General features: G+C 57.2%; 24 protein-coding genes and 1 pseudogene. 16 read left to right on the top strand and 9 right to left on the bottom strand.

Annotated elements, in window-relative coordinates:
- Genes AC13RM_RS02665 through AC13RM_RS02655 form a run of 3 tightly spaced genes read right to left on the bottom strand, consistent with a single transcriptional unit; the run spans nt 1 to nt 2,659 of the window.
- Entirely contained in the window at nt 1–939 is a 939-nt protein-coding gene (locus AC13RM_RS02665) for a glycoside hydrolase 5 family protein (protein ID WP_374817656.1), read from the bottom strand.
- Nucleotides 940–959: 20 nt separating this feature from the next.
- The gene (locus AC13RM_RS02660) at nt 960–1,559 is read right to left on the bottom strand and encodes a histidine phosphatase family protein (RefSeq protein ID WP_374817654.1); all 600 of its coding nucleotides are present in this window, start codon (nt 1,557–1,559) and stop codon (nt 960–962) included.
- Nucleotides 1,556–2,659, bottom strand: a complete 1,104-nt coding sequence (locus AC13RM_RS02655) for an inositol-3-phosphate synthase (RefSeq protein ID WP_374817652.1) — start codon at nt 2,657–2,659, stop codon at nt 1,556–1,558. The genes AC13RM_RS02660 and AC13RM_RS02655 overlap by 4 nt, the downstream gene beginning before the upstream one ends.
- Nucleotides 2,660–2,908: 249 nt before the next feature.
- Here AC13RM_RS02655 and AC13RM_RS02650 point away from each other — a divergent pair, with 249 nt between their 5' ends.
- Complete coding sequence (locus tag AC13RM_RS02650; protein ID WP_374817650.1) at nt 2,909–4,552, top strand: hypothetical protein; 1,644 nt, start codon at nt 2,909–2,911, stop codon at nt 4,550–4,552.
- On the opposite strand, the gene AC13RM_RS02645 is transcribed toward AC13RM_RS02650, so the two are convergent.
- The 3 genes from AC13RM_RS02645 to AC13RM_RS02635 are packed head-to-tail and all read right to left on the bottom strand — an operon-like array spanning nt 4,517 to nt 6,946.
- The gene (locus AC13RM_RS02645) at nt 4,517–4,918 is read right to left on the bottom strand and encodes a hypothetical protein (protein WP_374817648.1); all 402 of its coding nucleotides are present in this window, start codon (nt 4,916–4,918) and stop codon (nt 4,517–4,519) included. The two genes, AC13RM_RS02650 and AC13RM_RS02645, sit on opposite strands and share 36 nt — an antisense overlap.
- Nucleotides 4,899–5,960, bottom strand: a complete 1,062-nt coding sequence (locus AC13RM_RS02640; RefSeq protein ID WP_374817646.1) for a Gfo/Idh/MocA family protein — start codon at nt 5,958–5,960, stop codon at nt 4,899–4,901. Before AC13RM_RS02640 ends, AC13RM_RS02645 begins: the two co-directional genes overlap by 20 nt.
- A complete protein-coding gene (locus tag AC13RM_RS02635; RefSeq protein ID WP_440479909.1) occupies nt 5,960–6,946 on the bottom strand; it encodes an MDR/zinc-dependent alcohol dehydrogenase-like family protein in 987 nt (328 codons plus the stop codon). Before AC13RM_RS02635 ends, AC13RM_RS02640 begins: the two co-directional genes overlap by 1 nt.
- Before the next feature lie 260 nt (nt 6,947–7,206).
- Between AC13RM_RS02635 and AC13RM_RS02630 the strand changes: the two genes are divergently transcribed.
- From AC13RM_RS02630 to AC13RM_RS02590, 9 genes and pseudogenes are all read left to right on the top strand, one after another.
- Nucleotides 7,207–8,316 carry an NAD-dependent epimerase/dehydratase family protein gene (locus tag AC13RM_RS02630; protein ID WP_374817642.1) on the top strand — a complete coding sequence of 370 codons (1,110 nt, stop codon included), beginning with the start codon at nt 7,207–7,209 and terminating at the stop codon, nt 8,314–8,316.
- Nucleotides 8,268–9,377: pseudogene (locus AC13RM_RS02625) on the top strand (NAD-dependent epimerase/dehydratase family protein); the annotation flags it as partial. The gene AC13RM_RS02630 and the pseudogene AC13RM_RS02625, both read left to right, overlap by 49 nt.
- Nucleotides 9,378–9,460: 83 nt before the next feature.
- A complete protein-coding gene (locus AC13RM_RS02620) occupies nt 9,461–10,537 on the top strand; it encodes a glycosyltransferase family 4 protein (RefSeq protein WP_374817954.1) in 1,077 nt (358 codons plus the stop codon).
- Nucleotides 10,534–11,655, top strand: coding sequence for a CgeB family protein (locus AC13RM_RS02615; protein WP_374817640.1), 1,122 nt, complete (start codon nt 10,534–10,536; stop codon nt 11,653–11,655). Before AC13RM_RS02620 ends, AC13RM_RS02615 begins: the two co-directional genes overlap by 4 nt.
- Entirely contained in the window at nt 11,652–12,740 is a 1,089-nt protein-coding gene (locus AC13RM_RS02610; protein ID WP_374817638.1) for a CgeB family protein, read from the top strand. Before AC13RM_RS02615 ends, AC13RM_RS02610 begins: the two co-directional genes overlap by 4 nt.
- Nucleotides 12,737–13,840 carry a CgeB family protein gene (locus AC13RM_RS02605; RefSeq protein WP_374817635.1) on the top strand — a complete coding sequence of 368 codons (1,104 nt, stop codon included), beginning with the start codon at nt 12,737–12,739 and terminating at the stop codon, nt 13,838–13,840. The genes AC13RM_RS02610 and AC13RM_RS02605 overlap by 4 nt, the downstream gene beginning before the upstream one ends.
- Nucleotides 13,841–13,859: 19 nt before the next feature.
- Nucleotides 13,860–14,891, top strand: a complete 1,032-nt coding sequence (locus AC13RM_RS02600) for a UDP-glucuronic acid decarboxylase family protein (RefSeq protein ID WP_374817633.1) — start codon at nt 13,860–13,862, stop codon at nt 14,889–14,891.
- Between the two features lie 2 nt (nt 14,892–14,893).
- The gene (locus AC13RM_RS02595; RefSeq protein ID WP_440479145.1) at nt 14,894–15,658 is read left to right on the top strand and encodes a TIGR04290 family methyltransferase; all 765 of its coding nucleotides are present in this window, start codon (nt 14,894–14,896) and stop codon (nt 15,656–15,658) included.
- A gap of 343 nt (nt 15,659–16,001) precedes the next feature.
- On the top strand, nt 16,002–16,532 hold the full coding sequence (locus AC13RM_RS02590) for a sigma-70 family RNA polymerase sigma factor (RefSeq protein WP_285172578.1): 531 nt from the start codon (nt 16,002–16,004) through the stop codon (nt 16,530–16,532).
- Between the two features lie 11 nt (nt 16,533–16,543).
- On the opposite strand, the gene AC13RM_RS02585 is transcribed toward AC13RM_RS02590, so the two are convergent.
- The 3 genes from AC13RM_RS02585 to AC13RM_RS02575 form a co-directional block, all read right to left on the bottom strand.
- Nucleotides 16,544–16,927 (bottom strand): response regulator, encoded by a 384-nt coding sequence (locus tag AC13RM_RS02585; RefSeq protein ID WP_374817629.1) that lies wholly within the window; start codon nt 16,925–16,927, stop codon nt 16,544–16,546.
- Nucleotides 16,928–17,306: 379 nt separating this feature from the next.
- Nucleotides 17,307–17,690 (bottom strand): response regulator, encoded by a 384-nt coding sequence (locus AC13RM_RS02580; RefSeq protein WP_374817627.1) that lies wholly within the window; start codon nt 17,688–17,690, stop codon nt 17,307–17,309.
- 801 nt (nt 17,691–18,491) lie between these two features.
- Nucleotides 18,492–18,653 (bottom strand): hypothetical protein, encoded by a 162-nt coding sequence (locus tag AC13RM_RS02575; protein ID WP_285172575.1) that lies wholly within the window; start codon nt 18,651–18,653, stop codon nt 18,492–18,494.
- Nucleotides 18,654–18,911: 258 nt separating this feature from the next.
- Between AC13RM_RS02575 and AC13RM_RS02570 the strand changes: the two genes are divergently transcribed.
- The 6 genes from AC13RM_RS02570 to AC13RM_RS02545 all read left to right on the top strand — a co-directional run bounded on the left by AC13RM_RS02570 (nt 18,912) and on the right by AC13RM_RS02545 (nt 24,691).
- A complete protein-coding gene (locus tag AC13RM_RS02570) occupies nt 18,912–20,081 on the top strand; it encodes a zinc-dependent alcohol dehydrogenase (RefSeq protein WP_374817625.1) in 1,170 nt (389 codons plus the stop codon).
- Between the two features lie 14 nt (nt 20,082–20,095).
- Nucleotides 20,096–20,896: an SDR family NAD(P)-dependent oxidoreductase gene (locus AC13RM_RS02565; protein WP_374817623.1), complete on the top strand. Its 801-nt coding sequence runs from the start codon at nt 20,096–20,098 to the stop codon at nt 20,894–20,896.
- Nucleotides 20,897–20,944: 48 nt separating this feature from the next.
- Nucleotides 20,945–21,190: a hypothetical protein gene (locus AC13RM_RS02560; protein WP_285172572.1), complete on the top strand. Its 246-nt coding sequence runs from the start codon at nt 20,945–20,947 to the stop codon at nt 21,188–21,190.
- A gap of 27 nt (nt 21,191–21,217) precedes the next feature.
- Nucleotides 21,218–21,790, top strand: a complete 573-nt coding sequence (locus tag AC13RM_RS02555) for a cysteine hydrolase family protein (RefSeq protein WP_285172571.1) — start codon at nt 21,218–21,220, stop codon at nt 21,788–21,790.
- Between the two features lie 160 nt (nt 21,791–21,950).
- The gene (locus AC13RM_RS02550; protein ID WP_374817618.1) at nt 21,951–22,229 is read left to right on the top strand and encodes a DUF2934 domain-containing protein; all 279 of its coding nucleotides are present in this window, start codon (nt 21,951–21,953) and stop codon (nt 22,227–22,229) included.
- 62 nt (nt 22,230–22,291) lie between these two features.
- Nucleotides 22,292–24,691 (top strand): membrane-bound PQQ-dependent dehydrogenase, glucose/quinate/shikimate family, encoded by a 2,400-nt coding sequence (locus AC13RM_RS02545; RefSeq protein ID WP_440479146.1) that lies wholly within the window; start codon nt 22,292–22,294, stop codon nt 24,689–24,691.
- Nucleotides 24,692–24,852: the final 161 nt, after the last annotated feature.

The raw sequence follows: 24,852 nt of genomic DNA, 5'->3' as shown, positions 1-24,852 counted from the left end.
TTAGAAAGCCGTCATAGCCGATGGCGGACGATCGAAGCGATCGGCGGCCTGATGAGGGGCATAGCGCTCGACCATTTCGCGGCAGAATTCGGCGAATTCCTCGGGCACCAGCGGTGCACTCGTATGATGAGGGGCGATGCCTCGATGCTCCGGCGTGAAACAGAAGGTGACCGTGACATCGAAGTCTTCGAGGCTGCGCATTTGCCGATCGAACCAGCCCAGCGCATTGGGACGGAAGCGATCCGCCCAGGAAAGGCCTGTCCTGACCGATTTCACTCCGAGCCGCTTCATCCAGGCGACAGCCTCGTCAAGTCGCGGATCTTCGAAGTGGAACCATTGAACCAAGCCGAGTTCCGGGGCATGCCGGGCGAAGGCCTCAAGGGCCGGCTTCGGCGTTCCATCCTCCCGCAGAAGACCCATGTAGTAGTGCCGATAATAGGAAGAACCCTCCGCTTCCTTATGGCGCGTCGTCGCTTCCCATGATCTCGGAAGGTCAAACAGACTGTACCACTGGAATTGCGGCACCTTTCCCTTGAGCAGCTCGACGGTACGGTTCAAGCCCCAAAGCTGCACGTCTTCGGCGCCAAAACTGGATACGCCCACCTCGCTGACCCAGACGGGAAGATCGGTGACACCAGCGATTTCCGCAATTCTCTGCGGCCATTCGTCGATCTGCCAGAGATTCCAATCCAGCGGAAAGCCGTGGACTGCGACGGCGTCGAGATGGTCCAAGACGCCGTAATTCTTCATTCGGTCCATGAAAGCGGGATCGATCGGAGAGATGCCGCCAAGCACCTTGATCAGATCGGGATTCGCAAGTGCGATCGCGTCAGCGGCCAATATCGCCATTTCGGCAAACCGGCTCCAGTCCGGATCTATCTCCGGATCCCAGTGCGACTTGTTGTTTGGTTCGTTCCAAATCATAGCTGCTTTGATCATGCTGGCCTCCCGCGACAAGCTCATGGATTCATTTCATTGAGGGTGATGATTTTCGCTCCCCAATCTCCGACCACCATGTGGGTCACGGATGCCGGCTCCACATCGAACCTCAGCCAAGCGTCGATCGGCAGGCCGAGAATGTGGCTGACGGCCGCCTTGATGACATCGCCGTGGGAGACGAGCGCCAGCCTCTTGCCTTCGGCGTTGCTGGAGAGGTCTTCAATCAAATTCCAAACGCGCGTCTGGACCTCGAGCATGGTTTCGCCGTTCGGCGCCCTTACAAGGCTGCGCATCGTGTTCCAGCGGCGCCATTGGGTGTCTTGATCGAGCATCGAAAAGGTCTTGCCGGTCCAATCGCCGAAGTTCACTTCATCCAGCGCCTCTTCGATCTGTGGGGAACCCAGCCCGCATGCCGAGACGATTGCCTCCGCCGTCTGCCGGGTCCGTTCACGCGGGCTGCTGTAAACCGCGTCCAGATCTTCGCGCATCATGCGCAACCCAAGGCGGTTTGCCTGCGACAAGCCGGCTTCGCCGAGAACGATCGCCGGTGTGCGGCCTGCAAGAAAAGCGCCGAGATTGTCGTGAGCTGCGTGACGAACAAGGAAGAAGGTCGTCGTCATTCCGCCGCTCCGGGCAGGGCATCCTCCTGGTCCTCGATGAACGCCTGCGTGCGCCTGCGGGCTTCCTGATCGGTGAATTGGCGGGGTGGCGATTTCATGAAGTAGCTCGAGGGACCGACCAGAGGGCCGCCGATGCCGCGATCGAGCGCCAGTTTGGCGCAGCGTATCGCGTCGATGACCACACCGGCCGAATTGGGCGAATCCCATACTTCCAGCTTCAATTCGGCATTGAGCGGCACGCCACCGAACGTCGTCCCCTCCAGCCTGATATAGGCCCATTTGCGATCCGCGAGCCATGGAACATGATCGCTGGGTCCTACATGGATGTCCGTCGGAGCAAGCGGAACATCGAGCTGGCTCGTCACCGACTGCGTCTTGGAGATCTTTTTCGATTCAAGCCGCTCGCGTTCCAGCATGTTGAGGAAATCCGTATTACCGCCGAAGTTCAGCTGATACGTGCGATCGATCCTAACGCCGCGCTCGCGGAAGAGGTTGACGAGCATGCGATGGACGATCGTCGCGCCCACCTGGCTTTTGATGTCGTCCCCGATGAGGGGCAGGCGACTTTCGGCAAAGCGGTGCTGCCATTCAGGCTTCGAGGCGATGAAAACGGGGATGCAGTTGACGAAGGCGCACCCTGCGGCGAGCGCCTGTTCGGCATACCATTGCGTGGCCTCCTCGGACCCCACCGGAAGATAGGAGACAAGCACTTCGGTCTGAGTCTGGCGCAAAATTTCGGCAACGTCGGCGACCGGCTCTTCCGATTGCGGGATCTCGTCCTTCAAATATTGACCCAGACCGTCGAGGGTGTGGCCGCGGTTGACCTTGATGCCTGTCGGCGCAACCTCTGCAAAACGTTGGGTATTGTTCGGCTCTGCGTAAATGGCCTCGGCGACATCCTTTCCGACCTTCGAAGCGGCAATATCGAAAGCCGCCGAAATCTCGACGTCGCGAACATGGTATCCGCCGAGATCCACATGCATGAGGCCGGGGACCGGCTCGTTGCTTTCAGCATCGCGATAATAGGTCAGCCCCTGCACGAGCGAGGACGCGCAATTGCCGACACCGACGATAGCTACTCGAATGGAATGGGAACGCATGTCTTTCTCCAGCATCTACAAAGCCATCTTCAAACAAAGAGAGGAGACAACTGTTCCAGAAAAAATCATTCAATGGATCGCAAGCCGGTTTCGCGCGTTCGATATGGTTCGGACTGAAGAGGTACAACGATGCTGGTCTACGGAGATATGGAGCGTGTCGAGGAGGCCGCATCAATATGCTGCCGGATCTCAGATGACATGGCAGCGTGCTTATGCATGAAGCCGGATCGCCATCGGCATGAACTCCTCGTGCAGACCTTCATTATGACCGGCGAGCTCGTCCAAGGGCTTGCCGATCGTGAATTTCAGCAAAGAGGCCGCGACGAAATTTCCGACACCCAGAATGCGGGTGCAGAGCTGCTGTTGCTGCAAGCCCGGATGCTTCTGCAGTCGTGGCAAGGAAATTTCGCAGGACCTCTGACGCGTTCGGCCGATTGGAAAGCTTTGCTGGAGTGCCTCAGGCTCAAAGAACCCATCCGAATAAGGCGGCCGGAAGGTTACGCTTATTATGCGCTCTATCCCGAGAGCTTTCTGGAGGCGGCCTTGCGTTCAGGCCTCGCCTCCGAGACCGTTGTGATCGGCGTGCGCAGTATTGGCGTGGGCCTCGGCGCGCTTGTCGCGGCTGCGCTCGGCTCCGGGCCTGCATATTCCTTGCGGCCGACGGGCGATCCTTTCCGTCGGCACGTGCTGCCAGGGGAAACGTTGCAAAATCGCATGCTGAGCCGACCTGATACGGACTTCGCCATTGTCGATGAAGGCCCCGGATTGTCGGGCAGTTCATTCGGCTGCATTGCGGATTGGCTCGAGGCCCACGGCGTCCCGGCCGAGCGCCTTCATTTTTTTCCAAGTCACAAGGGCGAGCCAGGTGGGCAGGTCAGCAAGGCGCATCTTCGCCGATGGAGGCAGCGCCGGCCGCATGTCGTCGATGTTCACGAGTTGATCCTGGATGGGCCGGAACAGAAACATAGTCTGAAATCGTGGGCTTGCGAGTTCTTGGGTGTGAACGGAGGTACCTGGCAGGACCTGTCGGGAGGTGAGTGGCGAAGGCTTCGCTATGAGGATCCGCAAAATTGGCCGCCGAGCTACCGGCAGCAGGAAAAGCTGAAATTTCTGCTGTCGGACGGCGAGGCGCGCTATCTGATGAAATTTGCCGGGCTTTGCGATGCGGCAACCAAGCAGGCAAGAGGCAAGCTGTTGAGCGAGGCCGGCTTCACGCCGCCAGTGCTTGGAACCTGCCACGGCTTCATTGTCGAACCGTGGGCAGAGGGCTACCCAATTGCGGCCGATCCGGTATCGACGGAGATGGTTGAGCAGATAGGCCAATATCTTGGCTTCCGGGCAGGTCACCTTCCTGCCGCACATGGAGGCGCATCGCTCTCCGATCTATGTCAAATGGCTGTCGTCAATATCGAGGAAGCCCTCGGAAGCGAGATTGCCGATCGCATCGCGCGGTTGATCGGCCGGCCGCATCGCCTGACGAAATATTTGCGGCGGACGGATACGGATAATCGGCTTCACCGATGGGAATGGGTAAGGCGACAAGACGGCCGCCTGATGAAGACCGATGCGCTGGATCACAATGCCTCTCATGATCTCATCGGATGCCAGGATGTCGCTTGGGATGTCGCAGGCGCCTGCGTGGAATTCGATCTATCGAAAGCGCAGCGGCTGCATTTGGCACAGATCGTTGCAACGCAAACCGGTCGCGATGTGCGCAAGGATGTGCTTGACGTATTCGAGGCATGCTATCTGGGTTTTCAGATCGGCCTTTGGTCTTTGGCGGCACAAGGCCCCGATCTCGCCGAACTAGACCGTCTGACGAATGCCGTGGCACGCTATGAAGAACGCGTCCGCGCCTTAGTGGCCAACCGTCCCGCCATCTTCGATCGTTGACGGTTCACCGGCGCATGCGGGTATATCGGAAGGCGAGAGAGGAATGTAAGTAGGATATCCCAACGCCGTTCTGATGAGTTTGACGGATTGAATGCCGACACCCCTCAACATCAGCAATGCGTCGTCCGTCATGCCGGCAGCCTCGCCGCAGCGGGTAATGCCGTTGTCGGCCAATGAACGAACCACCCAGCGCGGAAGTGTCGTTTCGGAAAGAACATCCGACCTTTGTGTCGATGCTCCCGAACCGCGGCTTTCACCCGATTGCATCGTAGCGATCCATAAGTTGATGCATTGAGATCGCATCGAACTCACCTGAGGGTCGCTGGTTCCAGCTGTTTTCACAAAATCAGTATTTGTCGATCTCATATTTGCCGATCCGGTCACTCCCGGCGGCATATATTGCGTCAATAACCGCGGCAGAATTGATCAGGCCCTCGCAGGCAGGGTCATAGCTATTGTCTTTGGCCAAACGCGTTGCCCAGGCTGCCGCTGCCCGGCCGCCCCATTCATCCGGCGGTTCGACAAGGAGATCGGTGCGGGTTCCCTTGTATCGTTCTGCGGCAAAATCATAGAAAGAACCGTTGAGGTTCCGCATGGCGGCCCCTCCCTCCGTTCCGTGGAAGTTTGCGCCGATGACAGCATCGCGGCCGGCGTTGAGGCCCCAGGAGCAGGCCAACCGGAGAGTGGCGCCATTGGATAAGGTCACGGTCGCAAAGGCGAAATCTTCCACATCGTTACTGTCGGGACGGATCGGAGCCCCCTTTCGAAGAAGGCGGCTTTGGACCTCGGAGACGCCGGGGAAGTCGAGTGTCCATAACGCCAAGTCGGCCAGATGGATTCCGAGATCCATGACGCAGCCGCCGCCCGAGCGTTGCCTGTCGTAAAACCAAGGTTTGTCAGGTCCATAGGCGTTATGAAAGACCATATCGACGGCGAAGATCCGGCCGAGCTCTCCTTTGCGGACAAGGTCACGGATGAGGCTCATGGCTTTCGTATGCCTGTAGGAAAGATCCACCTGCATCAAGCGGTTTGCCTTCCGGGCTGCCGCAATCGCTTGTTCGACTTCGGTTCGGGTGCGGCCCAGCGGCTTCTGGCAAAAGACGGCAATGCCCTGCTCCAGGGCAGCAACGGTCTGTTCTGCGTGCAAGGCGCTTGGCGTCGCGATGACGATTCCATCGAGCGGTTCGGCCAGCAAGTCATCGAAGCGAGGTACGATCTTGGCCTGCCCGGCAAGCTCCGCGGCTGTTTGCGCCATCTCCGCCGATGGGTCGCAGATGAACGTCTTTCCGACCAACTCGGTATCCAGAATAGCCTTCATGCGGTGCCTGCCAATCCAGCCGACACCCAGAAAACCAAGCCGGAGGCCGTTGTCCCGGCTCCGCCTAGCGTATCCGTCGCGAACGCTCATTAATATAACACCAGGGCTTTGAGGAAGCCGTCAGGGCGGTCCCGCGTCATGTTCAAGGCATCATCAAGCCGCTCAAGCGGAAAGCGATGTGTCAGGAAGGACCATGGATCGAGCTGACCGGCTTCGATTGCCGCGATCGCGTCGCGAATGCCTTGAAGATAAACGGCAGGATCCCGTTCGTGAGCATTGACGACATCGAGCCCTCGCCAATTCCACAACTGCATGTTGATCTGTCTTGGGCCATCCTGATGATAACCCGCAATGATGAGGCGTCCGCGCTCGCGCGTCAGTTCGGCTGCGAGATCAAGCGGCCATTGCTTGCCAACGGCTTCGATCACTCGAGCGCAGAATTGCCCCTGCGTTACTTGCTTCACTTTCTCGATAATCTGCCAATGGTCTGTCATCTCTATAGTTTCGAACGCTCCCGCGCGTCTGGCGATTTCCAGAGAAAATGGCCTTCGGGAAATCGCAATGACACGCGCGCCGGTAGCCACGCACAGCTGCGTCAGCAAAGCACCGAGGAACCCAATGCCAACGATGGCAACGAACTGCCCCGGCTGAACGTCGCATCGCTTGAAAATATTCATAGCGCAACCCAGCGGCTCTCCCGGAAACGGGCGATTATCGAGCCAGACGGGTAGCCGGACAAGGTCGCCCTGATCGGCGAGGTCGTAGGTGGCATAGGCATGCTGACTTAAAGTCGCAACGCGATCACCAACAGCAAAGCCGGTGACATCATCTCCGATTTTATCGATAGTCCCCCAACCTTCGTGTCCCAGTCCGCCGGGCTCTGTCGGAAACCGCATCCATTCGGGGCCTGACCATGGCACCAGGTTCGAGGCGCATACACCACATCCTTCCAATTTCACGCGCAGTTGGCCGGCGGCCGGTTCGGGCATAGCCATGCGTTGTACGTGCAGCTGCCCGGGGCTCGTCACGACGGCCGCTTTCATATTGTCTGCCTGCACTGATGTGATCGCGTTCATTCATCCTCTCCTGGCAGTTCTAGCCATCCGATCGTCGTATTGGACCGAAGACGCGTGCCTAACTGGCATGCGCATGGCTTGTTCCAGAAGATGATGAAGATGCTTCGAGGCAGATACAAAGATCTCACCTGATGAGCGAAACCAAGCGCATTATGAAAGAAGTCTACAAAGATAATGATGTCATAGCGTCAGGAACATTCCTTGGGGATCACTGTTAGGGGCGATCAAAAACCTCTCAGCTCAACAGCCTAAGGTGCTCAATGTCACATGTTCTCGTCACCGGTGGATGCGGTTTTATTGGCCGGCATGTCACTGAGGAACTGCTAGAAAATGGATATCAGGTGCGCGTTCTCGATGCGCTGATCGATCAGGTGCATGGTCCTTCTGGCTTCCAGCAAGTAATGGATACTGTGGATGTCATTCGTGCTGACGTGCGCGACAAGGGAGCGGTTCGTGAAGCTCTGAAAGGCATTGACGCCGTCATCCATCTGGCGGCCGAGGTCGGTGTCGGCCAATCCATGTATGAGATTGCCCGTTATGTCGGAACCAACGATCTCGGTACTGCCGTGCTTCTGGAAGCGATGATCGGCCTTCCGATCAAGCGAATAGTCGTTGCATCCTCAATGAGCGTTTATGGCGAGGGCATGTATGTCTCGCCGGTGGGGCATCGCCTCGGCTATATCCGGCGCGATGTCAGCCGTCTCGCCGAGGGTCTGTGGGATCCACTGAGCCCCAACGGAGAGCCGCTCCTGCCTGCGCCGACGGATGAGGAAAAGCCCGTCGATCTGGTCTCGATCTACGCGCTGAGCAAATATGCGCAGGAGCGCCAGACGCTCATCTTCGGCCGCGCCTATAGCATCGAGGCAGTAGCACTACGTCTGTTCAACGTCTTTGGTGCCGGTCAGGCGCTTTCCAATCCCTATACGGGCGTGCTCGCCAATTTCGCTTCGCGTCTTTCCAATGGCCAGCCGCCCATGATTTTCGAAGATGGCAATCAGCGCCGTGACTTTGTTCATGTGCGCGATGTCGCCCGTGCCTTTCGTCTGGCCCTGGAGCGCAAGCCGGCGGCAGGTCACGTCATCAATATAGGCAGCGGCCAAGCCTATACCATAGCGCAGGTCGCAATGCTACTTGCCGCTGCCATGGGAGCCCCGGAGTTGGCGCCCGACATTACCGGCAAATCCCGCAGCGGCGATATCCGTCATTGCTTCGCCGATATTTCAAAAGCGAGAGAATTGCTCGGCTTCGAGCCGCGTTACCATCTCGATGGGTCGCTCGAGTCCTTTGCGGATTGGGTTCTGGCGACCGAGGCTATCGACAGGAATGCGGAGATGACCAAGCATCTCAAGGAACGAGGGCTCATGTCATGAGATTACCCGAAGGCCCCATCATTATCGTTGGCGGCAGCGGCTTCATCGGCAGCAATCTCGCCGACAGCTATCTCAGAGACGGTGAGGACGTGATCGTTCTCGACAATCTCAGCCGCCCCGGCGTCGAGCAGAATCTGCGTTGGCTGAAAAGCAATCACGGTGATCGCGTTCAATCGGCAATCGCGGATATCCGCGACTTCGATGCCATCGCCCCATACTTCATAGGGGCGCGGGCGGTCTTTCACCTTGCGGCTCAAACGGCGGTGACGACCAGCCTCGACCATCCCTTTCATGATTTTGAGACGAATGCCCGCGGAACGCTCAACGTGCTGGAAGCGGTCCGCAAGGCGGGCAACAGGGCGCCGGTCATTTTTTCGAGTACGAACAAGGTTTATGGCGACATCCACGACATCGCGATGGCCGGATTGGAAGACCGCTATATACCCGCTGACGAATTGCTGCGCGAGCACGGCTTCGACGAGGATCGCGGACTGAATTTCTGCACGCCATATGGCTGCTCCAAGGGTGTCGCTGATCAATATGTTCTCGACTATGCCAAGTCCTTCGGATCGCTCACCGCCGTTTTGCGTATGAGCTGCATTTACGGCCCACGGCAGTTTGGCACCGAAGATCAAGGCTGGGTCGCTCATTTCCTGATCCGCGCACTGAACGATGAAGCGATTTCGATTTATGGCGACGGTCGGCAAGTGCGAGACATTTTACATGTCGATGATGCCGTCCGTGCCTATCGGAGCCTGCTGAGCTCGATCGATGAAGCGAAAGGCAAGGCCTTCAACCTCGGGGGAGGACCTGACAATGCCGTGAGTATTCGCATCGTGCTCAGGGAAATCGAAAGGATCATCGGCAGGCCGATTGCGACCATGCATTCCGACTGGCGCGTTGGGGATCAGCTTTACTTCGTCACGAACACCAGCGCATTGCGCAAAGTCATCGGCTGGGAACCTGAAATATCATGGCGCAACGGTGTGCGTGACCTTTGCGATTGGCTCGTGAGCAATCGTCTAGGCGATTCTTATCGCGAGCGGAGGGCCTCAGCATGAATGGAGAGGTCGATGTCTGCCAATCCAATTTAATGCCTTCGCCCGGTTATAAGCTTAACGCTCCCAAGCCACGAACGGTTCTCATGACGGTCGATGCCGTCGGCGGCGTATGGCGATACGCGATGGATCTCGCCAAGGGATTACAGCGGTTTGGGGTCAACACAGTGTTCGCCGGGCTTGGGCCGTCGCCTTCCTCCGAACAGGAGCAGGAAGCAATTGCAATCGGACCATTGGTTTGGCTGGATGCACCCTTGGATTGGACGGCGGGAAATGAAGATGAGCTCGACACCATTTCCCATCTTCTCGGGGAGCTTATCGATCGGTATTCGATAGACTTGCTTCATCTCAATCTCCCCTCACAGGCTGCCGGTCTCGATATCGATCTGCCTGTCGTCGTTGTTTCGCATTCATGCGTGGTGACATGGTTTCAATCCGTGCGCGGTGTGGGTGTCCCCGATCCATGGAGATGGCAATTCTCGCGCAACCGGCGAGGTTTCGACCGCGCCGATATCGTCGTTGCGCCGAGTCATAGCCACGCGCATGCGCTCCAAACGTGTTACGGGCCGATCTCCCCTTTGAAGGTCGTCCATAACTCAAGCGAACTTCATGCGCAGCCGGCTCCAAAGGAGAATTTTGCCCTGGCGGTTGGCCGATGGTGGGACGATGGCAAGAATGGTGCGGTATTGGATGCAGCCGCACACCTCTCACGCTCGAAGATATTTATGGCGGGGGCTGTGGATGGACCGTCCGGCCAGCATTTTTCCATCAGGCATGCCGTTCAGCTGGGAGAATTGCATCATCACCAGGTCGCCGCCGTTATGGCCCAGGCTGGTATCGTCGTCTCGCCTTCACTCTACGAACCCTTCGGGCTCGCTGCGCTTGAGGGAGCCCGTGCCGGAGCCGCGCTCGTATTAGCGGATATTCCGGCCTATCGCGAGCTTTGGGACGGAGCCGCACTCTTTGCAGATCCGCACGACGCCGTCGGGTTTGCCGATGCGATCGATTTGCTGTCAGAGGACGAGAGGCTGCGGAAAGAGAAAGGTTTATCGGCACAAAATCGATCGCAGGCCTATTCGCTCGATCATCAGTGCCGCTCGCTTCTGAACGTTTACGCAAGTGCCATGCAACATGCCGAAGAGAGGGAGGCGGTGCATCCATGAAATTCGTATTCTACACGCACTCTCTCGTTTCGGATTGGAACCATGGCAATGCGCATTTCCTGCGGGGGGTCATGCGTGAGCTCCTCAAGCGCGGACATAGTGCGATTGCCCTGGAGCCTTCCGATTCCTGGAGCCGCCGCAATCTCTTCATGGATCAGGGTCCGCAGGCGCTGGAAGCTTTCCGCCGTACATTCCCGCAGTTGACATCACTCTCCTACGACAGCGCCTTCGACCACGAGGAGGCGATTAGCGATGCTGATGTCGTCGTCGTCCACGAGTGGACGGATCCCGCACTCGTCAAGCGCCTTGGTAAAGCCAGACGCATCGGTGGGCGTTTCACACTCATCTTCCATGACACGCACCATCGCGCCGTCTCCGCACGGAGCGAAATCGCAGGCCTCGATCTTGAGAACTATGACCTTATTCTCGCTTTTGGCGAGACTTTGCGTCAGCGCTATCTCAAGGCAGGGTGGGGAAACAATGTCTTCACGTGGCACGAAGCCGCCGACGAGGCGTTGTTCAGGCCGATGCCCAAGGTGGAAAAGAAGGGCGATCTCATATGGATCGGCAATTGGGGCGACGATGAACGCAGTGCCGAGATCGGCCGTTTTCTCGTTGAGCCTGCGAGCCGTATCGGGAAATACGCACTTACGACCAGCGTGCGAGGTGTGCGCTATCCTCCGGCGGCACTTGAGGCTCTGCGCAAAGCCGGCATCAATTACGGCGGCTGGATCGCCAATGCCGAGGTGCCGCGGGCGTTTGCCGAAAACCGCGTGACTGTGCATATCCCCCGGCGCCCTTATGTCGAATCCTTGCCGGGTATTCCGACGATACGCGTCTTCGAGGCACTCGCCTGCGGTATTCCGCTGATATCCGCGCCATGGGATGATTGCGAGGAGCTTTTCCGGCCCGGTGAGGATTTTCTCGTCGCCAGAAACGGCGATGAAATGACCCATCTCATTCGCGATGTCCTTTCGGACCAGGCGCTCGCCGATGCGCTGATTGCATCCGGTTTGGAGCGCGTTCGCACGCGCCACACCTGCGGCCATCGCGTGGACGAACTTCTGAAAATTCTGGATCGGCATAATGCAGTGGATAAGCGGGAGGTTGCGGAATGAAGATCGCTTTCTACGGCTCGAGCCTTCTTTCGGCCTATTGGAACGGTGCGGCCACCTATTATCGCGGTCTGCTGAAGGCATTGGCGGCCAGGGGTTACCGCATCACCTTCTACGAGCCCGACGTTTATCAGCGCCAGGAACATCGCGATATCGATCCGCCCGATTGGTGCGAGGTCGTCGTCTATGATGGGACGATTGCCGCCCTGAAGAAGGTTGCTGTCGAGGCTGCCCTTGCCGATGTTGTCATCAAGACGAGCGGCGTCGGCTTCGAGGACGATCTGCTTTTGCAGGAGGTCATGACGGCTGCCCGGCCGGAGGCGTTGAAAATTTTCTGGGATGTGGATGCGCCGGCGACGCTTGCCGAAATGCAGACGTCCACAGACCATCCGCTTCGTAAGGCGCTTGGTGGCATTGATTTGATTTTGACCTATGGCGGTGGGGAGCCTGTCGTAAAAAAATACCGGCAGCTTGGCGCGCCTGCATGTATTCCGATCTACAACGCGCTCGATCCGCAGACACATCATCCCGTCACCGCCGATCCTCGTTTCGAGGCAACCCTCGGCTTCCTTGGCAATCGCCTGCCCGATCGTGAGGCGCGGGTCGAAGCCTTTTTCCTCGAGCCGGCTGTAGCCATGCCTTCGCAGCGCTTTCTTCTGGGCGGCGCGGGCTGGGACGACAAGCCGATGTCGGGCAATGTCCGCTATGTCGGGCACGTGCCCACCCGCGATCACAATGCCTTCAACGTGACGCCGAGAGCAGTGCTCAACATCTCGCGCGAGAGCATGGCCGAGAACGGCTTTTCACCCGCCACGCGCGTGTTCGAAGCGGCGGGTGCCGGCGCCTGCCTTATCACCGACTATTGGGAAGGAATTGACCATTTTCTGACGCCGAGCGAGGAGGTGTTCGTCGCGCGCGACGGCCGGGATGTGCGTGAAATCCTGTCTGCTCTGACACCCGAACGCGCGGCAGAGACCGGCAAAAGAGCGCTTGCGAGGGTGCTTGGCGAGCACACTTACCAGCATCGGGCCGTCGAAGTCGATCAACTCTTGCGGTCCCGCTTTGCGAGCAAGGAGGCTGCCGAATGAGCCGTGCACTCGACATCGTGATATTAGGCCTCTCCTTGTCTTCCTCCTGGGGAAATGGTCATGCCACGACATTCCGCTCCCTGATCAGAGGTCTCCATGCCGAGGGGCACCATGTGCTTTTCCTCGAGCGGGATGTTCCGTGGTATGCGGCGCAGAGAGACCTTCGCGATCCGGATTTCTGCGAGCTTTCTTATTACGACAGTATCGATGAACTCAGGAGCCGCTTTGAGCGGCGACTGATCGCCGCTGATGTCGTTATCATCGGTTCCTATGTGCCGGATGGCGTAACGGTGATCGATACGGTTGCCGCGCTAAAGCCCCAGCTCTTATGCTTCTATGATATCGACACGCCGGTTACGCTTGCGAAACTCGGACAGGACGACCAGGAATATGTCGCCAGGCATCAAATGCCGCTGTTCGATGTCTATCTGTCTTTTTCGGGGGGAGGCGTCCTCGACCAGCTGATGACGGAGTTCGGCGTCTCACGGGCAGAGGCTCTCTATTGCTCCGTCGATGAGCGGCGTTACAGGAATACGGGCGAGGAACCCTTTTGGGATCTCGGCTATCTTGGCACCTACAGCCCCGACCGTCAGGAGAAACTGCAGAAGCTTCTGATAGAGCCGGCGCGGCAGCTGCCGCATATGCGCTTTATCGTTGCCGGACCGCAATTTCCCGCTGATATCGATTGGCCCGAGAATGTAACTCGCATCGAACATCTCGCGCCCGCCGATCATCCGTCCTTTTACAGCCGGCAAAGATTTACCCTCAATATTACCCGATCCGACATGATCGAGGCGGGCTGGTCGCCAAGTGTGCGTCTGTTTGAGGCCGCCGCTTGCGGCACGCCGATCATCAGCGATTTCTGGCGTGGCCTCGATGAGCTTTTCCCACGAGATCGCTCGATCTTGATCGCGCATGATGCCGCAGGCGTGGTCAGCGCGCTGACCGGCCTTTCGGAGGAAACGAGACGCGGAATGGCCGATCTCGCGCAACGCATCGTTCACGGTGATCACACCGGCCGTGCTCGCGCCAGGCAATTGGCGAACCTTCTATCGGAAAGTCTGCCGGAAAATCTAGCAGGCCGACGTGCGTTAGCGTAGCAATCAAAGGAGAAATTGCATGCGGCAGGTAGTCAAAAAGAACATTCTCGTTGCCGGAGGCGCAGGCTTTGTCGGATCTCATCTTTGCGACGCACTCATGGGCGGCGGCCATCGGGTCATTTGTGTCGATAGCTTTTTGACAAGCTCGCCCGATAATATCGAGTCATTGCAAAATCACCCTAATTTCACTCTTATCGAGCATGACATATGCGAAGAGCTCGAGATCGTCGAGCCGCTTCATCAGATCTACAACCTGGCATGCCCGGCCTCTCCGCCATTCTACCAGGCCGACCCGATCCACACGATGATGACCAGCGTGGCCGGAACGGGGAATCTCCTCAAACTGGCGGAGCGTCACGGCGCCTCCTTCCTGCAGGCCTCCACGAGCGAGGTCTACGGCGATCCGGAGGAACATCCGCAGCAGGAAGACTATTGGGGGCACGTCAATTGCATCGGACCGCGCGCATGCTACGACGAAGGAAAACGTGCGGCAGAGGCCCTTTGCTTCGATAGTCTGCGTGCGGGATCTGTCGACGCACGCGTCGTGCGCATCTTCAATACATATGGCCCTCGTATGCAGCCGAATGACGGGCGTATCGTCTCGAATTTCATCGTCCAGGCGCTGCAGCATGAGCCATTGACGATTTACGGGGATGGCAACCAGACGAGATCCTTCTGTTACGTGTCCGATCTCGTCGAGGGGCTGATCCGCTCAATGAATGTGCAGCCAAACGCCGGCTTGCCCATCAATCTCGGCAATCCCGGGGAGTTTACCGTTAAAGCACTTGCGCAAGTGATCCTGGAGATGGTGCCAACAAACTCAGGCATTGCTTACCAGCCGCTGCCTACCGACGATCCACAGCGTCGGCGGCCGGACATCGCTCGGGCAAAGCAGCTCTTGTCCTGGGAGCCAAAAGTTCATCTCACCGAAGGCCTGGAATATACCGTTGCCTGGTTTCGCCAGGCGCTTCACGAACCGCAATTTATCCAACGGGCACGTCATAAGACCATGCCAATCCGGCGCCCGACGGGTCTTTCAATCGGAGCGTGATCATGCAGAGCGAAGAGGAGTTACGGCGCCAGATCGCCGAACTGGCGCCATGGTTTCACAACCTGCGCATAAAGGGCATCGAAACAGCGCCCGATCATTTTCTCGGGGACTATCCAAGCTTTAAATGGCGGCGCTTCAAGGAAGTCGTTCCCACGGATTTGACGGGCAAGACCGTTCTCGATATCGGCTGCAACGCGGGATTTTATTCGCTTGAGATGAAACGACGCAATGCAGCCCGCGTGGTGGCGATCGATACCGATCCGCATTATCTGCGGCAAGCCGCATTCGTGGCAAAGCAGGCCGAGGTTGACATCGACTTCCGGCAAATGTCGGTCTACGAGGTCGCGGAACTGCGCGAAAAGTTTGATCTCGTCCTTTTCATGGGTGTCCTCTATCATCTGCGTCATCCGCTATTGGCGCTTGACCTGCTTCGCGAGCACGTCGTCAAGGATCTGATGCTGTTTCAATGTATGCAGCGCGGAGTGGACGATACGCCGGAACTGAAGGATGATTACGACTTCGAGGACAAGGAGATTTTCAATCGTCCTGATTATCCGAAGCTGTTCTTCGTCGAAAATCGCTATGCTGGGGACCCGACAAACTGGTTCATACCGAACAAGGCGGCAATGGAGGCGATGCTGCGCAGCGCAGGTTTTACAATGCTGCAGAATCCGGAACCGGAAGTATATCTTCTGCAGTGCAGCGCCCATCGTTTTATGGTCGAAAGACCACCTCGCATTCTCCTGCAGGACGAGAGGCAAGGGTGACGCGTCTCAGTGGCGTGAATGTTCTGCGTTTACTTTCGCCGCGCGGATTCTGATAGAGTTTGGATACCGAACATCGCCGAGACAAAGTCTTGTGTGCCGGCTTTAAATGAGCCGCAAAGGATGCAGAGCCATCCGAAAGATTCTCCTTATCTCATGGAACATGCTGGGCACGGAGCCGTTCCTTCGAAGTGTGAAAGCGTTTGAGTGGACCTCAGAATGGTCTTGGGTCATTTCCCTAATGCGGCGAATGTCACAACGCGAAGTAGCTTCATTTGAAATCAAAGATAGGATGCATCTGGCGCTGCCAAAGATGTCAGGTCCGCATCCGGATCAGAGCTGTTGAATGAGCGATACGGCAAAGGAGAATACCGTGATCCACCTGTCCCGTTCCAATCGTTTGCAGGCTGAAATCGTGGAGCTCATTCCGGCCCTGCGCGCCTTCGCCAGAACATTCCACCGAAATTCGACGGATGCCGATGATTTGGTTCAAGAGACGCTGACAAAAGCTCTGGCCAATATCGACCAGTTCGATCCTGGCACTCGGTTGAAATCGTGGCTGTTCACCATCATGCGCAATACATTTTGCACAAAGTTCCGCATCGCCAAACGCGAGGCTCCGGGTAACAAGAAATGCATATCCGACGTCGGCATCGCCCCAGCGTCGCAGGAATGGACGATCCGGGCAAAGGAACTGCAGCGGGCCTGCAACCGCCTGCCGGAACACTATCGGATAGTGCTGGAGTATGTGGTGATCGAAGGCCGCTCCTACGAAGATGCTGCCACGAAGTTCGGTTGTGCGATTGGCACCGTAAAAAGTCGCATCAACCGGGCTCGCCAGCAGCTCGCGGCCCAGCTTGACGAAGACCTTTATTGATATTCCAGTTCTCAGATATCCAGCCGCCGCGTACCGAACAACGCCATGGCGATATGCTCGATATCATCAGCTTTTTCTCGCAGGACGAAGCCGGAAAATTGCGGTGGCGGGTTATCCGCGACGGCAAATACGTAAGGAAGTCCGAGTTTTTCAAGCGCTTCAGCCATCGCATACGCAAGATCTGGATCAAGCCGGATGTCGATAATCGCGGCATCCACCTGATTGCCTTCAATCAAATCGAGAGCGCGCGGGACGTTAGCCATCGGGCCGATCAGGATAGCTCCCAGTGAACGCAACTTCTGGCTTGTCCGTTCGGTAAGGAAATATTCGTCCTCGACGATCAAGAGCCGTTTGCCGGAAAACATTTTACTATATGCAGTTGTCGAATCGTTCATTGGCCAGCCTAGCTCAGGTTATCCGATCATAATTCGCTCTGCGTGAATTCAAAGTGAATGCAAAGCCGATCCTCGCGCATCAATGCGGCCGAGCGAGCCGGGCGGTTAGAAGATCACCTCCAAACTGGCAAAGGTCTAAGTATCGAACGAAGCGGGGCGAAGTCTTCCGAAGTGTGCCCCCTGTTTTGAGGTAGAGACCAAGTTGCGTGCTGTGGCACGCCGTGGAGAACCATGAAGCCTCGATAGCGCGGGACACCATACTCGTCTGCATCGAGAAACAATGGCCTGGCAGAGGGATTCGCATCCATCCCTCCCAGCGCATGGGCGGCGGTCCTCATCGCCATCAATGGCGTGCAAAATCAGATGCATCGCTTTATTTTCACATGCCGATAGGACGCGGACCAAATAGCGCTTGTGCGATCTTCTCCAACTCGAATGGCTTTTCGTTCAACAAAAATCCCTTGAACGACGCAGGCACGATGGAAGGATCATATCCGGTAGCAAAGACGAAAGCGATATTGAGTTCCTGTAGTCGCTCCGCAACAGGGAACACCAGTTCTCCGTCGAGATATATATCGAGAATAGCGACATCTATCTCCTCGTCATCAATCAGTTCCAGAGCAACATCAACACGCCCGGTCGGGCCAATAACGGTCGCTCCTAGCCTCTTGAGCTGGCGGCGCGTTTCGTCGGCCAGCAAATACTCATCTTCGACGATGAGAACCCGCTTGCCTGCAAACATCTTGCTGTAGCTGCCAACCATGATATCGTTTCCATGCCGGGACCAAGACGACCTACAAACTCCTTCCCTGACTGTACAGTGTTTTGAACCGCCTCGGTCTTCATTTCCTCCCAACTTGCAGCGATACGGAAGGTTGCCCCAAAACCTGCATTTTTCGGCGAAGGGTCGGCGATACCGCCTGCGCTGTTCAAATCAATGGCGACGGTACCGGCGAAATTGGTCCACAGCGTGGGCGAATGCTGGCCGAGGCGTCCTTGGTCTATAACGCAGATTTCGGCTTCGAACCTCGCTCCGCTCCGAAAGTTCCTCATTTGAAAACCTGCTTGCCATACTCGGGGTCGAGGTGTTTTGAATATCCTCGGAGGTGTAACGCAAGCCAATTGCAATGGCGCGTGGCTGCCGATCCCAGCATGGTCATTCACCCGTCGAACGAGACTTTCGTTTCGAGACTGCCGGCAATTCAAGGAGCATCGCCTTTTCCAAGAATTGCGATAGGCAGTGCTCTCTAGAAGATCTTGGACCGCTGGCGGACCAAAAGCCTTGGGTTTTCGCGCCGGAGGCCGAGCGTGGTCTGCGCCGCATTTGATCCGCACGGTACCGGTTCGATATTTATTTCCCCTCAGGAACAAATCCCACACATACGGGTTCGGCCGCCGGAGGGAAGTCAACGCCGGTCCCTCCTGGCTCGCAAATCCGCTGGCGAGCCGCCTCCTGAGGCGCGTCATGAATTCAAAGGCCGCTGGGCCGGATTGGATTCATGGCGCGTCTGGCGGGAGACGCCGCTTGCGATAGCGATTAAGTGGTGCCGGCCTTTTCTTCATACTATTGGGATTGATCCAGGGCATGGGGCGAGGGCTGACCGGGCCGTTGCGGCTCACGGTGATAAAAGAAAAGGGCTCCCGCAACCAATACACAGCCGATAAGCACCGCCAATAAGATATAGGCGATTAAAGCACCGTATTTTCCCTTTTCGAAGACGGGCATGGCTGTACTTTCCCTGCGCTAGAAACCAGCGTTTCACATCCAAACCTCCTTCCGACTCGAAAGTTCCTTTTTCAAATCGTCCTTTGCCGATGTCGGTTATTTGCAGCACTCGAACATCTCCAAGGTCTATGCCGGCGATGGTGCGCCGGCTTCCCATCGGTTGATCAGCTTTGAACCCTCGGCCGGCAAATTTCAGTCGCTTGGGAACATCGTTGCGGCTCGACTGTTTGGCGCAGGATCGAGATATTGGAGGAACCGATGAAAGCACTGACCTGGCATGGCAAGCATGACATACGGTGCGAGAGCGTTCCCGATCCGCGGTTAGAAGATGAACGCGATATCATCATAAAGGTAACCGCATGCGCGATCTGCGGTTCCGATCTCCATCTCTATGACGGCGTGATGCCAGCCATGGAAAGCGGCGATATCATGGGCCATGAAACCATGGGAGAAGTCGTCGAGGTGGGCAAAGGGATCTCGACGCTAGCCGTCGGAGACCGCGTGGTCGTTCCCTTCACGATCGCCTGCGGCGAATGCTTCTTTTGCAAGCGCGGTTTCTTCTCTGGTTGCGAGCGGACAAATCCCGATCGTTCGAAGGTAACGAAGCTGTGGGGCAATTCGCCGGCTGGCTTGTTCGGCTATTCTCACCTCCTTGGCGGCTACAGCGGCGGTCAGGCTGAGTATCTACGCGTTCCCTATGGCGATGTCGGACCAGCCAAGGTTCCAAATGGGCTGGATGACGAACAAGTCCTTTTTCTCTCCGATATCTTCCCGACCGGTTATATGGCGGCCGAATTCTGCGACATCCAACCAGGCGATACGATCACGATCTGGGGATGTGGCCCCGTGGGTCAAATGGCCATTCGGTCGGCTTTCCTGCTAGGTGCTGAACGCGTTATCGCCATCGATACCGTTCCAGCGCGTCTTTTGCTGGCAGAAGCCGGCGGTGCCGAGACGGTCAATTTCCTGGAAGAAGATGTCTATGACCGTATCATGGAAATGACCCGAGGACGTGGTGCCGACGCGTGTATCGACGCGGTGGGAACTGAGGCGGAGGCTTCCGCCAGTTGGGATTCGAGATGGGATCGCATCAAGGTCGCGACCTTCATGGGTACGGACCGGCCCCACGTCTTGCGCCAGGCCATCCATTGTTGCCGCAACTTCGGCACCGTATCGATCGTCGGCGTTTATGGCGGATATCTCGACAAGATTCCGATGGGGTCGGCGATCAATAGAGGACTGACCTTCAAGATGGCGCAGACGCCGGTGCAACATTACCTGCCCATGTTGATGGAACGTATCGAAAAGGGCGAAATCGATCCTTCCTTCGTCGTTACACATCGCGGTGCCCTTGAAGATGGGCCCGACCTTTACAAGCTTTTTCGCGACAAACAGGACGGTTGCGTGAAAGTCGTGCTCAAACCTTAGGAAGGAGCAGGCTTATGGCCAAACGGGCTTTGGAAAAAGGACTGGCTGTCGTCACGGGTGCCTCGAGCGGCATCGGTTATGAACTCGCGGTCTGCGCCGCCGAGGAAGGTTACAATCTGATCGTGGCGGCCGACGAGAGCGATATCGAAACCGCAGCAGCCCAACTCAGAAAATTTGGTGGCGAGGTGCTGGCGGTGCAGACGGATCTTTCGACACCATCCGGAGTCGACACGCTTCTGGCAAGCATCGCCACGGCCGGCCGCCCGGTTGATTTGCTCATGGCAAATGCCGGTCAGGGATTGGGCCGGCAATTTCTCGATCAAGACTTTACCCGCGCCAGAAAAGTCATTGATACCAATATCGTCGGAACCGTGTATCTGATCCAGCACGTCGGAAATCAGATGAGAAGCCGCGGCCATGGTCGCATTCTGCTGACCGGCTCGATTGCCGGGTTCCTGCCGGGCGCTTACCAGGCGATCTACAATGGTACCAAAGCCTTTATCAATAGTTTCTCCTTCGCCCTGCGCGAAGAGTTGAAAGGTACCGGCGTGTCCGTCAGTTGCCTGATGCCTGGGGCAACGGACACGAATTTCTTCAAGCGGGCCGGCTTAATGGACACGGAAATTGGCCAGGCCAGCAAGGATAATCCTGCGGAAGTCGCCCGGATCGGCTTCGATGCGATGATGGACGGTGAAGCGGATGTTGTGAGCGGCTGGAAGAACAAGCTCCAAGCTGCGGTGGCGAACATAACACCGGCCAGCATCTTGGCGCACCAGCATGCAAAAACAGCCCGCCCGGGCTCGGCCGAACATTAGGAATTCAGCTTCCATAAGGTCCGACAAGCAAGCAAGCGAGGTATCACAATGGCCAAATCGAACAATCCAGGCGGCAAGAAGAGGGGAGATCCCCCTCAGGACGCCAAAGGTCAGTATCGGAAGCTGTTGCATGGCAGTGAGAGTGATGGCGTCGCGAGCGCCAAGCCACGGGTCATTACCGGCTCCAGCGACGCAACCGTAAACAAGACCCCTCCCGGATCGGCCGAACCCGAAAAGGACTGGGATCTCAACTATGATCCGCGTGACATGAACGAGGGCAAATATCGCGGCTGAATTCCTGTTTGGCTGGATGGTGGCGGGATGAAAACCTGGCTGCATTTGTGCATCGACATGCAATGTATGTTCTTTGAACCAACTCCCTGGCAGGTGCCTTGGATGGCGCGCACGCTGGATCAGGTTGGCGAGGTGGCTGGGCGATTTCCCGAACGGACGATTTTCACGCGCTTCATGCCACCGGCACAGCCGGACATCATGCCAGGCAAATGGCGGGACTATTACGAGAAATGGAACATGATGACCGCCAGCAATCTGCCTCAAGAATTGATGGACGTGCTTCCAGTCTTTCGAGCCTTGACGCCGCCGGCGCGCATCTTTGACAAGTTCACCTATTCGCCGTGGGTGGATGGTCGTCTGCATCAGATATTGTCCCGTCAAGGCGTCGACACTCTGGTTATAAGCGGAGGAGAGACGGACGTCTGCGTCCTGGCTGCAGCACTTGGCGCCATCGATCTCGGTTATGGCGTTATCATCTTGAAGGATGCCGTATGCAGTGGTGATGACGATGCACATGACGCAGCGCTTACGCTGTTTGAAAGGCGATTTTCCGTACAGGCCAAAATTGTGACGGTCGAAGAGTTTCTGTCCACGGAATGATGCCTGTGGTCAGCTCGAACCACCCTGCACCTGAGCCCCCGTAAATACAGGAGGATTTCCCATGATCGATCGCCGACCGGATTCATTGAAGGTCTGGTCCGTTCGGGAACTCCGCGGCTCCGGCGCAGTTGGATGTCGGTATCTGTGAAAGGGTTCTCCGATGACCAAAGAGGACATCAAAAAGGCTGCCCATGCCAGGTGGGAAATGGAAGGAAAGCCGGATGGGCAGGAGCTGCGCCATTGGTTGGATGCGGAACGTGAGCTAAAGGCGCGTGACGAAGATCTCCCGAAAACATCGCCTGATGACCATCATGCCGGCGTGGTGCCGGAGTCGGAGGATGAAACTCACCCAGCTCCCACGTCGTCGGATGCCATTCCCTCACAAGAAGCCAAGCCCGGGAGATTCAAGCCGGGAGAGCTTGCCTCCGAGAACAAGTGAGATGGCTTACTTCTAATCGGTCGAACGCTTGACCGTGCTTCGCGCCAACGGGAGGAGCCTTGATGCGCGTTCTTTTCATTTTTACGGCCTGTCTCGTCGGGCTGATCGGCATCACCATTGCGTGCCTTGGCGCATGGCTGTTCGTACTCGGCGGCACGTCCTATTATCTGATAGCTGGTATCATCCTTTCATGTGTTGCAGTGCTGTTATCCAGGGGAAGCGTCTTCGGTCCGTGGCTTTACACGTTATTGTTGATCGGAACTCTGGCATGGGCTCTGACCGAATCCGTATTCGATGGCTGGGCGCTTATCCCGAGACTGGTCGCTCCGGCGGTTCTTGGCTTATGGATCTGGTCCCCCTGGGTTGCCGGCCGCATCGAGCGCTTGGCAAGGGCAAGAATGATCCTCCTCGCCAATCTCGTTTTTGCATTGGCGATCCTGATCTTCGTCTTTAGCTCGGGCTATCGGATCACCGAAGCCAGGACCATCAATTTCGGCGATCCTGCCCGCTGGAAGGTCATGGATGGAGACCAGAGCGACGCCGGTCCAGCAGACGATTGGGCCTACTACGGAGGCACGCCGGCGGGAGACCGGTATTCGTCTCTCGACAAAATCACGCCTGACAACGTCAATCTTTTGAAACAAGCTTGGTCGTTTTCCACCGGCGACAAGCCGAGGGCGGGTGAGAATTCCAAAGGCAGGGAGTTCAGCTTTGAAGCGACCCCGATAAAGGTCGGAAATAGCCTTTATTTCTGTACACCGCATCGCGAGGTTATCGCGCTCGATGCAACGACGGGAAAGCTGAAATGGCGTTATGATCCGGGCGGCGACATGTCGCACAATGTCTATCAAGCTTGTCGCGGGGTTTCATATTACGACGCCTCATCCGTAACATCCGCGGGCACATGCGCGCACCGCATAATCTCGACCGCATCGGATCTACCAAGGCTGTTCGAACTCGATGCCGATACGGGCAAGCCTTGCGAGCAGTTCGGTGAGCGGGGAATGGTCGATTTGCGCGATCACATGGGGCCGGTTCCGCCAGGGTTTCATTTCATTTCCTCGCCGCCGCTTGCCCTGAACGGGCGTATAGTTCTGGGAGGATGGGTCTACGACAATCAGACCGTCGGCGAGCCTTCAGGCGTCATACGTGCCTTTGACGCAAACACCGGGCGACTTGCATGGTCGTGGGATATGGGAAAGGATCCCGCCAATAAGCCGCTTGCAGCAGATGAAACCTATACGCGTGGAACGCCAAACGGCTGGGGCGTCTATACGGCCGATCCAAAGCTCAATCTCGTCTTCGTACCTCTCGGCAACGCGACCCCGGACTATTTCGGCGGGCAACGCAGATCTTTTGACGATCGCTATTCAAGCTCCCTGGTGGCGTTGGACCTTACCACCGGAAAGGAGAGATGGCATTTTCAGACCGTACATCATGATCTCTGGGATTTCGATCTTCCCGTGGGGCCATCGCTTGTCGATCTCCCCGACGATAGAAGCGGCAGTATCCCGGCGCTTGTTCAAACCAGCAAGCAGGGCCAGCTTTTTCTCCTTGACCGCCGCGATGGCCATCCTTTGGCCGAGGTCGACGAGCGGCCGGTGCCGCCGGGCGATATACCGGGCGAACGCTATTCGCCCACACAGCCCTTTTCGACCGGCATGCCGCAACTGCTCGCGCCCAAGCTTCGAGAAACGGATATGTGGGGTGCAACTCCCATCGATCAGCTTCTCTGCCGGATCTCCTTTCGGCGGATGCGAGACGACGGTCTGTTTACGCCGCCAGGATTGAAACCGACCATCGGCTGGCCGGCCTTCGACGGGACCTCCGATTGGTATGGCGCGACGATCGATCCAGAACGCAAACTCTTGTTTATCAATACGACATTCATGCCGTTTCAACTGCAGATGCTTCCCTATGCGTCGGCTCTCGCCAAAGGGCTCTTCGCGCCATGGGGCGGATGGAAGCAGCCATATCCGCAGCCTGACTTCCAAAATAATCCTGAGCATGGCACGCCTTTTTCCATTGTCGTCAAAGCTTGGCTCGGTGTGCTTGATATCCCTTGTACCCGCCCGCCTTGGGGGCAGATGCAGGCGATCGATCTTTCGACAAGAAAGGTTGCATGGCGACGTCCCCTTGGAACGACAGAGGATATGGGGCCATTTGGACTGCGTTTGCCCTTTGGTCTGCCCACGGGAATATTCAGCATGGGCGGGAGTGTTGCGACACGCAGCGGCTTGATCTTCATCGCTGCAACGACGGATCAATATATCCGCGCGCTGGATGGCAAGACGGGAAATGTCGTCTGGCAGTTTCACCTGCCGGCAGGTGGAAACGCCACCCCCTTGACCTATCTCGGCTCGGACGGAAGACAATATGTCGTCGTTGCAGCCGGCGGTCATGGCGGCTTGCAGTCGCGCAACGGTGACGAAATCGTGGCGTTTGCGTTGCCGCATCGCTAGGTCCCGAAGCAATTCACCATCCAAGGCGGATGTGGCTGAGCCTCTTGCCATTCTCGCCGTAATCGGCATGGCCGCAACTGCATTTTTTCCCGGCATGGGACGGGAACCAATCTTCTGGCCGTCTGTTCGGGAGTGGGACCAATGAAGGTCTCGAGAACACT

This window comes from Martinezella sp. CNPSo 3732 (assembly GCF_057784515.1).
Note: the sequence above shows the minus strand (reverse complement) of the source record. Positions and strands in the feature narration are given on the sequence as shown.